At 37.0% G+C, this 14,350-nt stretch carries 16 protein-coding genes; 12 read left to right on the forward strand and 4 right to left on the reverse strand.

The genetic code is table 11. The features are described from left to right. Positions 1-281: 281 nt before the first annotated feature. Both SVZ03_11480 and SVZ03_11485 read left to right on the forward strand, forming a co-directional pair. Positions 282-713 (forward strand): antitoxin Xre/MbcA/ParS toxin-binding domain-containing protein, encoded by a 432-nt coding sequence (locus SVZ03_11480; GenBank protein MDY6934823.1) that lies wholly within the window; start codon positions 282-284, stop codon positions 711-713. After that, positions 713-1,171 carry an RES family NAD+ phosphorylase gene (locus SVZ03_11485; GenBank protein MDY6934824.1) on the forward strand — a complete coding sequence of 153 codons (459 nt, stop codon included), beginning with the start codon at positions 713-715 and terminating at the stop codon, positions 1,169-1,171. The genes SVZ03_11480 and SVZ03_11485 overlap by 1 nt, the downstream gene beginning before the upstream one ends. 432 nt (positions 1,172-1,603) lie before the next feature. On the opposite strand, the gene SVZ03_11490 is transcribed toward SVZ03_11485, so the two are convergent. Then, the gene (locus SVZ03_11490) at positions 1,604-4,693 is read right to left on the reverse strand and encodes a hypothetical protein (GenBank protein MDY6934825.1); all 3,090 of its coding nucleotides are present in this window, start codon (positions 4,691-4,693) and stop codon (positions 1,604-1,606) included. 338 nt (positions 4,694-5,031) lie between these two features. Here SVZ03_11490 and SVZ03_11495 point away from each other — a divergent pair, with 338 nt between their 5' ends. From SVZ03_11495 to SVZ03_11520, 6 genes are all read left to right on the forward strand, one after another. Beyond that, complete coding sequence (locus SVZ03_11495) at positions 5,032-5,733, forward strand: hypothetical protein (protein ID MDY6934826.1); 702 nt, start codon at positions 5,032-5,034, stop codon at positions 5,731-5,733. 25 nt (positions 5,734-5,758) lie between these two features. Beyond that, positions 5,759-6,157: a (Fe-S)-binding protein gene (locus SVZ03_11500; GenBank protein MDY6934827.1), complete on the forward strand. Its 399-nt coding sequence runs from the start codon at positions 5,759-5,761 to the stop codon at positions 6,155-6,157. A 24-nt stretch (positions 6,158-6,181) separates the two neighbouring features. Further along, on the forward strand, positions 6,182-6,586 hold the full coding sequence (locus SVZ03_11505) for a cytochrome c3 family protein (protein MDY6934828.1): 405 nt from the start codon (positions 6,182-6,184) through the stop codon (positions 6,584-6,586). A 29-nt stretch (positions 6,587-6,615) separates the two neighbouring features. Then, positions 6,616-7,287 (forward strand): methylenetetrahydrofolate reductase C-terminal domain-containing protein, encoded by a 672-nt coding sequence (locus SVZ03_11510; protein MDY6934829.1) that lies wholly within the window; start codon positions 6,616-6,618, stop codon positions 7,285-7,287. Between the two features lie 301 nt (positions 7,288-7,588). Continuing rightward, the gene (locus tag SVZ03_11515) at positions 7,589-7,777 is read left to right on the forward strand and encodes a hypothetical protein (GenBank protein ID MDY6934830.1); all 189 of its coding nucleotides are present in this window, start codon (positions 7,589-7,591) and stop codon (positions 7,775-7,777) included. 81 nt (positions 7,778-7,858) lie between these two features. Further along, entirely contained in the window at positions 7,859-8,761 is a 903-nt protein-coding gene (locus SVZ03_11520; GenBank protein ID MDY6934831.1) for a hypothetical protein, read from the forward strand. Positions 8,762-8,832: 71 nt separating this feature from the next. Here SVZ03_11520 and SVZ03_11525 read toward each other — a convergent pair whose 3' ends face one another. From SVZ03_11525 to SVZ03_11535, 3 genes are all read right to left on the reverse strand, one after another. After that, positions 8,833-9,123: a type II toxin-antitoxin system RelE/ParE family toxin gene (locus tag SVZ03_11525; GenBank protein MDY6934832.1), complete on the reverse strand. Its 291-nt coding sequence runs from the start codon at positions 9,121-9,123 to the stop codon at positions 8,833-8,835. Continuing rightward, complete coding sequence (locus SVZ03_11530) at positions 9,120-9,347, reverse strand: addiction module protein (GenBank protein MDY6934833.1); 228 nt, start codon at positions 9,345-9,347, stop codon at positions 9,120-9,122. The genes SVZ03_11525 and SVZ03_11530 overlap by 4 nt, the downstream gene beginning before the upstream one ends. A gap of 273 nt (positions 9,348-9,620) precedes the next feature. Next, positions 9,621-10,610: a hypothetical protein gene (locus SVZ03_11535; GenBank protein ID MDY6934834.1), complete on the reverse strand. Its 990-nt coding sequence runs from the start codon at positions 10,608-10,610 to the stop codon at positions 9,621-9,623. A 334-nt stretch (positions 10,611-10,944) separates the two neighbouring features. On the opposite strand from SVZ03_11535, the gene SVZ03_11540 reads away from it, so the two are divergent. The 4 genes from SVZ03_11540 to SVZ03_11555 all read left to right on the forward strand — a co-directional run bounded on the left by SVZ03_11540 (position 10,945) and on the right by SVZ03_11555 (position 14,117). Next, positions 10,945-11,259: a hypothetical protein gene (locus SVZ03_11540; GenBank protein MDY6934835.1), complete on the forward strand. Its 315-nt coding sequence runs from the start codon at positions 10,945-10,947 to the stop codon at positions 11,257-11,259. Between the two features lie 7 nt (positions 11,260-11,266). Then, positions 11,267-11,641 (forward strand): hypothetical protein, encoded by a 375-nt coding sequence (locus tag SVZ03_11545; GenBank protein ID MDY6934836.1) that lies wholly within the window; start codon positions 11,267-11,269, stop codon positions 11,639-11,641. Between the two features lie 1,107 nt (positions 11,642-12,748). Further along, positions 12,749-13,540, forward strand: a complete 792-nt coding sequence (locus SVZ03_11550; protein MDY6934837.1) for a DNA/RNA non-specific endonuclease — start codon at positions 12,749-12,751, stop codon at positions 13,538-13,540. 322 nt (positions 13,541-13,862) lie between these two features. Continuing rightward, positions 13,863-14,117: a transposase gene (locus tag SVZ03_11555; GenBank protein ID MDY6934838.1), complete on the forward strand. Its 255-nt coding sequence runs from the start codon at positions 13,863-13,865 to the stop codon at positions 14,115-14,117. Positions 14,118-14,350 lie beyond the last annotated feature (233 nt).

The following is a 14,350-nucleotide window of genomic DNA, read 5'->3' on the forward strand; positions in this document are numbered from 1 at the left end:
TGGAATTCGAGATACGATTTCTGTACGATTACGGCATCGCACAGGTAGAATTTTCATCGTTTGTGACTTAGCTCGATATCACTTCGGCTCACACTCATTCCTGCGAATGCAGGAATCTCATCACGATTCTATACTAGAGAGACTCCTGCCTCCCTAAAACCTGCACTCATGCTTACAGGAGAATAACAATTGTCATGAGAATTTATAAAAAAACCTTGACAAGAATGACAAATTTCTTTATTTTTATGACAAATGTCGTAAACCATATTGCGAGGGAATAAATGGAACTATGTAATATAGCAAAGATATTAGGCGGCCCTAAAGTCATACCAAAGAAAATACAGAATAAAATAGACTTAATAGAATTGAGTAACACTGGTATTACGAAGAATGCCCTTTTTCATCTTGCTAAATACCTGCGCCTTTCAATGAGTCAGATAGCTGAACTGCTGCCCATTACTGAACGCACAATACAGAGGTACGCCCCTGATAAGCATTTTAATCGTGTTGTATCAGAACAAATTTTGCAGATTGCTGAGGTTGTTGCTAAAGGTGTTGAAGTATTTGAGGATAAAGATAAGTTTATTTCATGGATGACTCAGCCTAACGCCGCCTTATCAAATAGAACATCAATAAGTCTATTAAGCTCAAGGTTTGGCATGGAGATGGTGTTAGATGAACTTGGAAGAATTGAGCATGGCGTGTTCTCTTGATGCAGGTTTTTCGCATCGCAAAGACACGATACATCAATGACTTGACTGGCTCAGGGGCGAAAGCATACGGAGGGAGGTGGAATCGTAAGGGTTATGGCGTTATTTATACCTCAGAAAGCAGATCCCTTGCAACATTAGAATATCTGGTTCATGTTCCTCTATCTATCATACCAACCGGTTTAAGCATTGCCTGCATTGAAATACCTGATGACATAATTCCCAAACTCATTTCAATAGATGATTTGCCTCTCAATTGGCGTGATTATCCCGCGCCTCCGGGATTAGCTGAGTTGGGAACTGATTGGGTTTTATCAAGGGACTCGCTCTTGCTTCGTATCCCTTCAGTTATTGTTGAGAATGAATCTAATGTGCTTATCAATCCAATCCATCCGGAAATAAATAATGTTGCCATTTCACGCGTTGAAAGCTATACCTTTGATAATCGCCTAACCAGATAAAGCTTTTCACCATGATATCAAACAAGGACTCGATCTTCTCCTATATGTTATCGAGTTGGGCTGGTGAGAAATTTTGCCAGTGCCGATCCATTTACCATATGCTTTTCAATCCTTGTCCCTATATGATTCAATAGGCTGGGATGGAATGTTGGTAGGTTTTGGCTGATTTAAGACTTAAGCAGTGTACATAGATAGATTAACTATAATTTCAAAGTGAAGCATGGCATCTTGATAACTGCTGAAAGATGTCATTCCCCTGTATGCGCCTGAGCATTCAAGTGAATGGCATTAGTGTAAAGTTAATGCCCCCTTTCTGCTTTATTGCCTTATGAGCAATTACATTTTGAAAATAGGGAGCGTGCCTTACATATGCCATCCTAATGGGCAATACGTTTACATATTAGCGAATTAGAGCAATATACCATTATTTCCTTATCTGTATTCGCTAATGAAGATTTGGTCATCGCTGGTATCAGATTGTGACCAGACGATTACTGTATTGCCAATATTATCCATGGCTACATTTGGGTCTGAAACATCTCCACTTATAGAGCTAATTCTATCATTGATATCTGCTGGATGTGTCCATGTTCTGTTTCTATATTCGCTTTTAAATATTTGATAACTTGAACCATCATCTTGTCTCCATACAATAATATGATTGTCCCCATTGTCCATTGCAATCCTGGGATACATGGCATCCTCGTTATCTGGACTTATATTGTCATCATAGTTTGCTGGATGTTTCCAAGTGCCACTACTATATTCACTCATGAATATTTGCCAGTTATGGGAGGAGTCTAATTGCCGCCATGAAATAATAGCGTTTCCGCTATTATCCATAGCGACCTGTGGATGTTCAGCATCTTCAGAATCAGGGCTGACGTTGTCATCCAGGTTTGCTGGATGTGTCCATATTCCGCTCCTGTATTCGCTTTTGAATATTTGTAGTTTGCCGCTATTATCCTTTTGCTCCCATACAATCATAGCATTTCCACTATTATCCATAGCGACCTGTGGATGTTCAGCATCTTCAGAATCAGGGCTGACGTTGTCATTCAGGTTTGCTGGATGTGTCCATATTCCGCTCCTGTATTCGCTTTTGAATATTTGTAGTTTGCCGCTATTATCCTTTTGCTCCCATACAATCATAACATTTTCTGTATTATCCATCGCAACCCTTGTATTAGTAGCATGTTCAGTATTTGGACTGACGTTGTCATCCAGGTTTGCTGGATGTGTCCATATTCCGCTCCTGTATTCGCTTTTGAATATTTGTAGTTTGCCGCTATTATCCTTTTGCTCCCATACAATCATAACATTTCCTGTATTATCCATCGCAACCCTTGGATTAATAGCATGTTCAGTATTTGGACTGATGTTGTCTTCAACGTTTTCAGGATGTGTCCATATTTTGCTTCTGTATTCACTCATAAATATTTGTGTGTTGCCGCTACTATCCTCTTGTTCCCATACAATAATTGCATTTTCATTATTATCCATTGCGACCTGAGGATTGGTAGCATCATTATTATCAGGGCTGATGTTATCATTCAGATTAACAGGATGTGTCCATATTTTGCTTCTGTATTCGCTTTTAAATATTTGTAGTATGCCGCTACTATTCTCTTGTTCCCATACAATAATTGCATTTTCATTATTATCCATTGCGATCTGAGGATTGGTAGCATCATTATTATCAGGGCTGATGTTGTCAGTAGGGCCAGAGGGCAGCTTCCAGGCTTTAGGCGCTTCGATTTGTACTGTAACAGTATATTCTTTGGTACTGCTATCCGCGGCTTTTACTATGTATGAAACCGGATTAGTAAAATCAACTGACTCCCCATCAGAAGGATTTATTGAATGACCAGAAATAATGATATCTGGTATCAGAGAGCTTACATCTGTATCAAAAGGCACTATTACATTTACCGCATAATTAGTCACTATGCCAATAGCATCAGATGATAATGACATGTTTTCATGAGCAAGGAAATCAAAGGTTATAATATCTTTTGAGTCACTTGGTGCAATATCTATAAAGACTGTATATTCCTTTTCACTACTATCCGCGGCTGTTACAGTATATAAAACTGGATTAGTAAAATCAACTGGCTCTCCATCGGAAGGATTTATCGATGTGCCGGATATAGTAATATTGGGTCTCAGAGATGAAACTGCTGTGTCAAATGGTACTGTAGCGTTTATCGTTGATTCATTAACCATACATACAATATCTGTTGATAATGACAAATTTTCCGAGGCAAGAAACTCAAAGGCTAGAATATCCTTTGCATCGTTTGGAGCTATATTTACAATTACTGTATATCCCTTTGTGTCTCCATCAGCTGCTGTTACTACATAGGTAACCGGATTAGTGAAGTCGACATACTCCCCATCAGATGGATTGATTGATTGACCAGTGATAGTAATATCAGGTTTCAGGTTTGTAACATCTGTGCCAAAAGGGACAATGGCTTCGACCGTAAAATCATGTACACTTCCAACTACATTTTCTGATAATACCAAATTTTCCGAAGCAAGAAACTCAAATGTCAGAATGTCCTTTGCATGATTTGGAGCTATATCCAATGTGATGGTATATTCTTTAGTGGTTCCATTAGCCGCTGTTACTATGTAAGTAACCGGATTAGTGAAGTCGACATACTCCCCATCAGAAGGATTGGTTGATTGACCAGAGATGGTAATATCAGGCTTCAGGTTTGTGACATTTGTGCCAAAGGGGGCAATGGCGTTAACTGTTGAATTATTTACGGTGCAAGTGACGTCCGCGGCTAATGATGAATTTTCCGAAGCAAGAAACTCAAATGTTAGAATATCCTTTGCATGATTTGGAGCTATATCCAATGTGATAGTATATTTTTTGATGCTTCCATCTGCTGCTTTTACTATGTATGAAACAGGATTTGTGAAATTGACATACTCCCCATCAGAAGGATTGATTGATTGACCAGAGATGGTAATATCAGGTCTCAGGTGTGTAACATCAGTGCCAAAGGGGACTGTAGCGTTAACTGTTGTATTATCAATGATACTAATAACATTACTATTTAGTGCCAAATTCTCTGATGCAAGAAATCTAAATGTTAGAATATCCTTTGCATGATTTGGAGCAATATCCACTGTGATGGTATATTCCTTTTTGCTATTGTCTGCGGCAGTAACAGTGTATTTGACCGAAGATGTAAAGTCTATGGATGCCCCGTCTTTCGGATTTATCGATTGACCGGATATTATAATATCAGGACGTAAAGATGATATATCTGTCCCAAAGGGCACAATGGCGTTAACCGTTGATTCATTAATTATGCCAATAATATCTGACGATAATGCCTTATTTTTTGATGTAGAAAAATTAAAGGAAGTAATTTCTTTATCAAGAGAAGCCTTGTTGATGCTATTCCATAGATTTTTTTGATTACAATAAGATGAAGTAAGTATTATAAGAATAGAAATAATAAAATAGTTGAATTTAACTAATTTAATTTGAATGCTTCTCATCCCTGCCCCCCTTAGTGAATTGTAGAATTCATCAAATTATATTCTGCACATACCAAGCTAAGATAATAATTCTCTAGGAAATAGTCAAAAAATAAAGGGAAAAAGTGTGTATTATATCTGAAAGCTATAGTAGTTGATGAAAATGGGGGTATTAGCGCGTACTTTTATATCTAACATTACATATGTTTACTGATAACAATAGCTGAATAAATATTTTTTTTCTCTTTAATTCAAATTTGAATTAAGGATATTTATTTTCAGGTAAAATTTTGTTGTTAATTTTGTTGACAGAATAAGTGACAATATTAGATATTGCTCTATATATTCAGGAGGATAATATGTACGAATTCGTTCGCGGCCCTATGATGTGGATTACTTTTATAATTGTCATATTTGGTCTTGTTTATCAAATCTTTCGTTTACTCAGCGTAACCACAATTAAAGAAAATATTTATTTTACTAAAAAAATAGAAAAACAGAAAAAAAGTATAATAAATTACTTTAAAGAGGTTGTTACCTTCATTTTTTCTGTGAGTCTCATTGAAAACATGCGCCTAAAACTGCGGGGCACAATTCTAAAATCAGAACCCTTTCTTGTAATATTAACAACCATTTTCCATGTATGTATAATTATCACACCAATCTTTCTTATGGGACACAATATCCTTCTTTTCCAGTCATGGAATGTTAGTCTTTGTTCCTTTGCAGAATCTACAACAGATATTTTAACAATTATTTTTCTCCTATGCGCATTTATTTTTCTTATTCGTAGAATTTTTGTTTCAAGAGTAAGATCTGTAACAAGTGTTTATGATTATCTGCTTTTATTAATCACCATCGCTCCCTTTTTAACCGGATACCTCGCTTATCATCAGTTAATTGATTACAAAACAATTATTACAATTCATATAATTGCGGGTGAACTGATGTTGATTTCCATCGGTTTAACTAAGTTGGGACATATGGTGTTTTTCTCTTTTGTCCGCTTTTTTATTGGAAGCGAATACAGCTTTCGAGGAGGAACTCGAATCTGGAAATAAAACAGTTTGTTAAATGGAGTATGTAATGGCTGAACATAAAGAAATGCTGATTGATAATAGTAAGATTAAGAATATGTTGGATCAAAAGAAGAGGATGAAATATTTTCTATCTGTGTGTGCCTCATGTGGCTTTTGCGCTGACAGCTGTTTTTTGTACAGAAACAAAAAGGATCCTAAATATATGCCATCTTATAAGGCTATCAATTCCCTTGGTAGGATGTTCAAGAAGAAGGGTAGGTTGGAGCATGATGATTTAAGAAATATGAAGGAGCTTATTTGGGGAAATTGTGTTCTTTGTGGGCGATGTTACTGCCCGCTTGGAATAGATATTTCAAAGATGATCTCTTGGGCAAGGACAATCTGCCGTACACAGGGTGTATATGAGAGATATGATGTTGATGCCAGAGGGGCAAAAACAGAATAGTTGCATTAGAGTGGAGTCGATATTATGAAAAGATTTTTAACAATATTTTTTATTATCAGTATAGTTGCCTTATGTATATCTATTATCACGGCACAGCCCGAAATGATTATTCTAAAAAATTCTGATGTTTTTAAAGGAAAACAGCGATCAGCGGTTGAATTCCCTCATGGAATACATATGGAGGGCGATCTTGGCTGCATAGATTGTCATCATCAATATCAGAATGGGAAGAATATACTGGATGAGGATGAGCTTGAGGAGGGGAATCCCAAGATAAAGTGTGCTAACTGTCATACTGGAAATTCGGGTAGCAATTATAATCTTATGGAGGCATTTCATAAGCAATGTCTGGGTTGTCATAGGAGTTTATTTAAAGCTGGTAAGAAAACTGGCCCCCGTCTATGTGGGGAATGTCATCCTAAAAAATAGGTCTAATTGAATTTATTATGGAGGAATAAATGGTAATTGCAAAGTTGAAACCTTTAGAAGAGATCAAGGAAATGGTCAAGGAATGTAATAAGATCCTTAATGTGGGATGTGCAGGATGTACAGCAGTATGCCTTGCTGGCGGGCAGAGGGAAGTGGATATTCTGAATGATGAATTGCGCTTATCCTTTAAGGAAGATAATAAAAGGATTGAGATTGATGGATATACAGTTGAACGTCAATGTGAGGTTGAGTTTATTGCAGAGCTTGATCATTTAAAAGATAAATATGATGCCATTATTTCCATGGCCTGCGGAGCTGGTGTTCAGTTTATAGCAGAGCGCTTTCAGGATAAGCCGGTTTATCCTACATTAAACACAACCTTTGTTGGTGTAAATAGGGATATTGGATGGTATGAGGAAAAATGTAGATCCTGTGGCGATTGCCAGTTGGCCTATACCGGTGGAATCTGCCCTGTGACTCGATGCGCAAAAAGCCTTTTTAACGGTCCCTGTGGTGGTACACAAGATGGTAAGTGTGAAGTTGATAAGGAAATCCCATGCGCATGGTACGATATATTTCATCGGTTAAAGGAGCAGGGTAGGTTGGATAATATTACAAAGATTAGAACACCCATGAAATGGGTAAATCAGATACAGGGGACCTTTGTCCTTGATGCTTATAAGGAAAGGTATACAAAATAGAAAATACCTTCAGGATATTGAAGATGTTGGCAGAGTTATAGTCCCATTTTGTATTTGATTTGCAATCACAGATTGTGACTAATGTGAAGTTATAAGTAATTGAAGAGAAATTGACATTTATTCTTTTTGGATTTTTTGTAGACCACGATACTAATTTAAAGATAGTATAGTGGGGAATTATATAGTAAGAATTGCACACTCCTTTTCACTTATCATACCTAAGACCATCTATATGCTGGAGCCTATGAACAGATGCTATTGATCCCTTTTACATAGTGTATGTTAATCCAATCATTGGTAGATGAATGATCTCTCAAGCGTAATGGCAACCTTCTATATGGATCCAGGCCTATGTAATTATGTATACAAAACAGGGGAATGCTGCCTCGAGCCAGAGGAGATATCATCATACTATGATATGCTCCTATTCACAAAGGGCATCATTGACCACACACCTGAAGAGATCCCTGCATTCGATAGTACAACATAGGAATCCGCAGGCCTCAAACACGAAGATCCCGGGATACAGCACGGCGACAGTGATATTGAAGATAGCGAGCATAGCAATCCCATGGATACAGGCTCACAGGGCAGCGATCCAGCGCAGGATAATGATGAGGGTAAGTCATACCAGAGCCTGAAATACATAACAACCATAGTAAACGGATGGGGCAGGGTAATACCGCTATTCCAGGGCGGCAATCCGGATGAATTCCTTCTAAAGGACGGCTCATTCTTCTGCAGCAGGAACGAGTTTATAAAAAGCTATCCCAAGGACGCGGAGAAGCTGAGCCTTCACAACTCAGCCCCTCCGGAAAAAGTGACACATAACAAAGAGCCGGATATATCAGTCCTATCCGCAACAAGGGGAGCTGGTTATCACGAGGTATATGGAAAAAACTGCACACCCTATCCGGAAATATCCGCACAGGGCACCCCGGATAAACCGCACACCCTTAATACTATAAACAACTATAATTTTACTAATCTAATAGTATTAGCACAAAAAGATTTAAAATTTATATCTCTCTTTAACGAATTTTGCATAGATGACTTACCGAGATATCTAAAAAATACGCTCTACTGGATAATTAAAAACGCAGCCCAATACAACCTGTCCCTGGAAGAGACGGCGGATTCGCTGCGGATAGCAAACGATAAGGGCAAGCAGGGAAAGATGAGCTATCTCATAGGCATTATGCGGAACAAGGCCGGCAACAAAGCCCTGGGCATCAGGATTTTAACAAAGCCGATAAATGTTCAGGTTAGCGAATACTTCAAGTACCGCTTTAAACACTGCCTTGAGCATCTGAGATCATACAGTTTTGATTGGGAAAACAATGAATTTCGCTATTCGCTCAAGAACACAGAGAGCAGATCATCGCTAAAGGACTATTTCAGGTTTGTTGTTGAGGATATTAGAAGAGCCGTCGGCGTTTCTCTTAGCGCTGTGGAATCGGATGTTCCTGCGTAAACCTGCCACTATCGTGGTGAAATGCAGCTGAGAAATGGAACAAGATGCGGCGTTTATGACTTCTATGCCCGTTATAATCTATCTTTCCAATAGTATGGCTCTCTATTCATCTGCATTACTCCAATAATGTATATTTCATCTTCCACTTTTTGATAAATGATTCCATATGGGAAACGGTTGGTGAGACATCTTCTTGTATTCTTTGATAACTTTGACCATGCTTCTGGGAATTGGATGATCCGAATAATGGTAGAATATACTTCTTTCGTAAATTCCAAACCAAGACCTTCTAAACATCCTTTATAATAATTTACAGCCTCGATCAATTCTTTCTTAGCTGAAGAATGAAAAGAATATCTCATTTTGAAAAATGCTTTTGAATTTCTCTAAAGACCTCTTCACCTGGTATAGGTTTTTCTTTTCCGCTCTTAATTTCCCCAACTCTTGTCTCAGCAACCTTGGACCATAGCTTATCAATTTCTTTTTTGGAAGGATTTAAGCTATTAAGTAGTTTTTCAATAAGTTGAGTTTTTAAATCAATTGGTAAGGATTCAGCTTCTGAAAAAATTTTTTTTATGCTATTCATATTATTCTCTCATAAAAAAACCAGTTTGTAATTATACTAAAGTACACATGATTATAATTACAAGTAATATTTTAATTCCGGCAAAATGCCGAAAACAGTAGTAAATTAAATGGTTAGGTTACACTATTTTGCGCATGTCATTCCGGTTAAAACGAAGAGGAATACGCAGAATCTTTATATTTGATGAGCTATCTCATAGGCATCATGCGGAACAAGGCCGGTAGCGCAGTGGAATGCCCCTTTTAGAACAAATGCAATATATAAAAGTTTGATTTATTTGGTTATCTTATCAAATCCTGATAGGTTTTTATTAAAAGATAGTGGTCTTGTAATGATAGATATATCATCAGAACTGATAAATAATATGTTCAGTAGAAATGGCTCTCTTTTATTTGAAGATGCATTGTATGCGTAAGAAAGAACCGTTAAATATGGTGATTGATTTATATGTAATAGAGTAGAATTATTATCAAATCTATTTATATCACCTATATTGATCCCAACGTCCTTGCATAGACATAAAAATTTATCTTTATTTATCTCTTCGCCCTTATATTTTATTAAATATTTGTTAAATTCTTTATAAGCTATCTCCCCTTTTGATTCTGTTTTCAAGCCATAAATTGAAATAATTGATTTGATAGTATCAAATGCTTTATTGAGAAAGTTCCCCATGCTGAATATATGATAACAATTATAATATAAAATATTATTGTGAGTTTTAGCTATCTCTCCTCTAAATAAGATTTTTTTCTCTCTTATTTTTGCAAACACCTGTTTGATTGTTCCATCAGATTGTAAAATATCCTTTGCGTCTTCTTCGTGTTGTTTTTGTTTTTCTTTAAAGATTCTAACTAAATCATGATTTTCATCAATTTCATCTGCTCTTATAAAAAATCCTTCCCAGGCAAAAAAGTAATATTTTTCATCTTTTTCTCTAATTATAAGTCTTCGTATAAAATGCATTTTTTTATTTATATCATTTTGTTTAAAAAGCTTTCCTTCTGCCAATTTATGAATACTTTCTCCTAGTATAAGATCTTTTTCTTCTACATTTTCCACAACGCCTGCCAGAATTGTATGATATTTATCTTTTTCCTCTTGTGTATATTTGCTAATATCAAGGTATTCCTCGGTATGCCCTATTTTTCCATCAGGTATACAAGCTGAATTATTATATGATTTTTTATTATCAAGTATAAGATTAGCTTTAAGAGCCCATACGATGGTCTTTACGCTGCTCTCTGGAATTTTGTCTGTCATACCTTCTTTCAAGACTTTATTTAAGGCCTCTACTAGAGTTTTTACTTATAATGTATATCCTGGTTTGAATACCTTTCCCTTATCTTCTCTAATAAGTAATTTTAGCCATCTATATATATCATCCTTAAGTATATCACGATTATTGCTGAAATATTTTTCAGTTTTATATCTCCCATTTATACCATTTTTGAAAAGATTGATTAGCTCTTCTGATCTGATTTCGTTTTTTTGTTTTTCATTTTAATGCAGCCTTGGTTTATTAGAATTAGTAGTTAGAAGAAAGGTAATTACAATGTAACGATAAGATTAGATAAAAAAAAGAGGGGTGGTCTTTGTGGGGATTGTAAAACATAATGGACAGAAAAGTCGACTGAAGACTCAAATAACTGGTCCTAAACGACCTAGACCTGAATCAGATGAGGCTATCACAAAGATCCCCAAGACAACGGTTAACGTAGCGACAAAGATTTTACGACATCCTGTCTCCATCGCAATCATCGCGGACATCATCGGGGAAATCATTATTGATATTTTCAAGAAAATTTTTAAGACGCTGCTACTACTCTTTATCAGTGTCCCGCTAATATTCCACCCGACCTCACAGCATAAAAAAAAATTTTGCTTATCCGGACAAAAAAGCTCCTCCTAATACTGAAATGGCAAATGTAGAGAAAATTGATACTATAACAGAGCAAGCTAAGCCATCTGGAGCTGGCAAACCGTTCGATGGAAATGAAGATATGGATGTTTTCTGGGATCACTACGTTAACTGTCTCTACAATAAAAAAAATACTGATCCCGATTCGTTCACTATTAAATTTAAGGTTAATTCAGGAGGCAATGGGCTCTGGATAGAAGAATCAATTTCAAACATTAAAATTAATTTTAAATACAAACCTACAGAATTTAGAAAAGGTAGATACCTCAAATTAAAAGGGCACGACTGGCCAGAAACGAGCTTACTAGGATTTGATGTCATTCACATTAAAAAGCAACTAAAAAAAATGAACATTGATTATTCAAAGCTCTGAACCTCGTGATGCAAAAATAGTTATTTCAGTAACGGCATAAATAAGATAATATAAGCTAAATGGAAAGATTGATGCAACATTTAACTAATAAAAATATAATAGCCTCTCTTATTATTCTCACTATATGTTCCTATTACTGCAAAACAACTCAAAAGGGTCCTGAAATTGAACCCCTGCCTTATTATTACTCGAAATATATAAATGGTAGATATGTTATTTTTCATATGATAGAATGCGAGGATATTAAACTTCCTTTAATCAATGCACTTCGATACATCCTCAAAAGTCCTAAAATAGAGGTTGATAATATATCAGACAACGTGTTCAATATTAATTGGATGAAAAGATCACCGAAGATCCGCTAGTGAAAGACCCTATAAATAAAAACTTTTCATTGGAGTTTGGCACTCCTGCTATTGGTCTGGGTGAGAACGGAACCAACCCGGGAGCCTACGGCAGCATCCTTATACCATAAATAATATTTATTTATAATAAAGTATCAAGTATTGAAGCTCATATGTTGATAACAGTTAACCTTCTGGATACAGAAAACAAGAACTATCCTTAGGCGACAGCTCTGTGAATATGTGGACAACACTTGTCTTTTTTCCTCTATATGTCCACATGGGTTGACCACATATTCACAGAGCCTACTGCTGCTATTTGCGCGTATGTTTTTTATCTCTTTTTATGAAGAAAAACCCCATCCCCCAACCGCAAAGAATAGCCTTGGTTTGCGGGATATGTCTGTTGCTGCCCTATCGCAATTGGGCGCAACATCCTATAAGAGACGGTATGCGTGAGCTATCATAGGTTTCCTTTTCCCCCAAAAGGGGGTCTGCTCCTGTCTGTCTCTCTTTTCCCATAGTCAGCACATGCCCTTTGTTTTCGTTCTTCATAAGTTCAATTTTATACAGTTTGTATTCATTTGTTTAGCCCTCGTGTATGACGGGCACGTCGCATACCTCAACTCATATAGAGGGATATACATACTTTATTCAATATAAAGTATCTAAACTCTTTAATAATTCAATTCGTTTTTTTATTGCTAATATCAAATAATATACAGATAAGTATAAAAAAATAGATAGGAGATCAATAATTTATATGAAAAGACCGTCAAAAAGCCGTCAATGGATCATGTCTGTGATTATCATATCCGTTATCTGTGTATTAAAGTTAAGCCTGTTGGCAGGGCAAAGCCCGGCGGAAAGCCTTCAATCAATTGAAATACCCTTTTATTCCTCCAATGCGCAGATAATAAGGCACAGCGCCTATGTTCTGAAATACAGTGAAGAGCATGAGCAGGCTGAATGGGTCGCGTATAAGCTGACCGCCGGGGATCTGCGAGGCGGCATAAAGAGAACAAACAATTTCCGTGCCGATTCTTCAGTAAAAACAGGCTCAGCGTCATTGAGCGACTATAAGGGCTCAGGCTATGACAGGGGTCACCTGGTCCCTGCCGCGGATATGAAGCGTTCAAGGACAACCATGTCCGAATCATTTTACATGAGCAACATGAGCCCCCAGAGGCCCGGGTTTAATAGAGGCATCTGGAAGAGGCTGGAAGAGCAGGTGAGGTCATGGGTCTATCAAAACGAGGAGTTGTATATAGTCACCGCTGGGATCCTACAGTGCGGTCTCACCACAATAGGCCCAAACAGGGTGTCAGTGCCGAGATTCTATTACAAGGCCATTCTCGATTACAGGGAGCCGGGCCTAAAGGGGATAGCCTTCATCCTGCCGAATAAGAAATCGAACAATAGCCTCAAGGCCTACGTTGTCTCAATTGATCTTCTTGAGGAGATCACGGGCATAGACTTCTTCCCGGCCCTACCCGATAACATAGAGGAGAATATCGAGTCCTCGCTTGATATCAGCAGATGGCCCTTTGACTAGGCAATAAAGTATATCATTCAGGCTGCATCGCAGCGGAATGTCGGATGTTATCTGAACTATTACAAATCAAGATCATCAAGTTTGTCGCAATAAGCTCCATCTATAGTAGTATCCAGTGTGAAATCTATAACTAATCCTAAAAGAAGCGTTTAACGGGTGAATTGCATACAAATTTTAACAATTGGCGCTTCCATAGCTACCTCTTGCCTATTATTTGTTTTAAGTTATGGGAACCTCTATTTATTAAGTAAACATATAAATTAATTGACTATTATTGATTCTGCAAAAATAATCCATAGAAAGATTATTTGAGCTGGAGTAAATGATGAGACAACGTGGATTGTTTGATGAGCTTGATAGATTGCAAGAATTAAGAGATCTTCGAGATCCTTTAATCATTTTAGGTGAGAAGATAAATTGTGAATCATTTAGAAAGACTTTGAAGCGAATTAGACCTGCAAAGAATCCAGATAATATCAGGAATGCTGGAAGAAAACCATTTGATGAAGTAATGATGTTTAAAGTTCTTGTTTTACAGCGATTATATAATCTATCGGATGACCAGATGGAATTTTAACTGAAGGACAGGCGAAGTTTTGAAAGATTTGTATCAGGTGACGATACACTTTACCATATGCCAGATGCAAAAACTGTATGGCTATATAAAGAACGCTTTAGAGAGGAAGGGCTAGCGGAAAAGATATTTAAACAGTTTAACAAGCAATTAGAAAAGAAGAATATGATTGCCAAGTCTGGTCAAATAGTTGACGCGTCATTTGTAGAAGTGCCGCGGCAACGGAACAGCCGTGA

Source organism: Spirochaetota bacterium (assembly GCA_034190085.1).
Lineage (GTDB): Bacteria > Spirochaetota > UBA4802 > UBA4802 > JAFGDQ01 > JAXHTS01.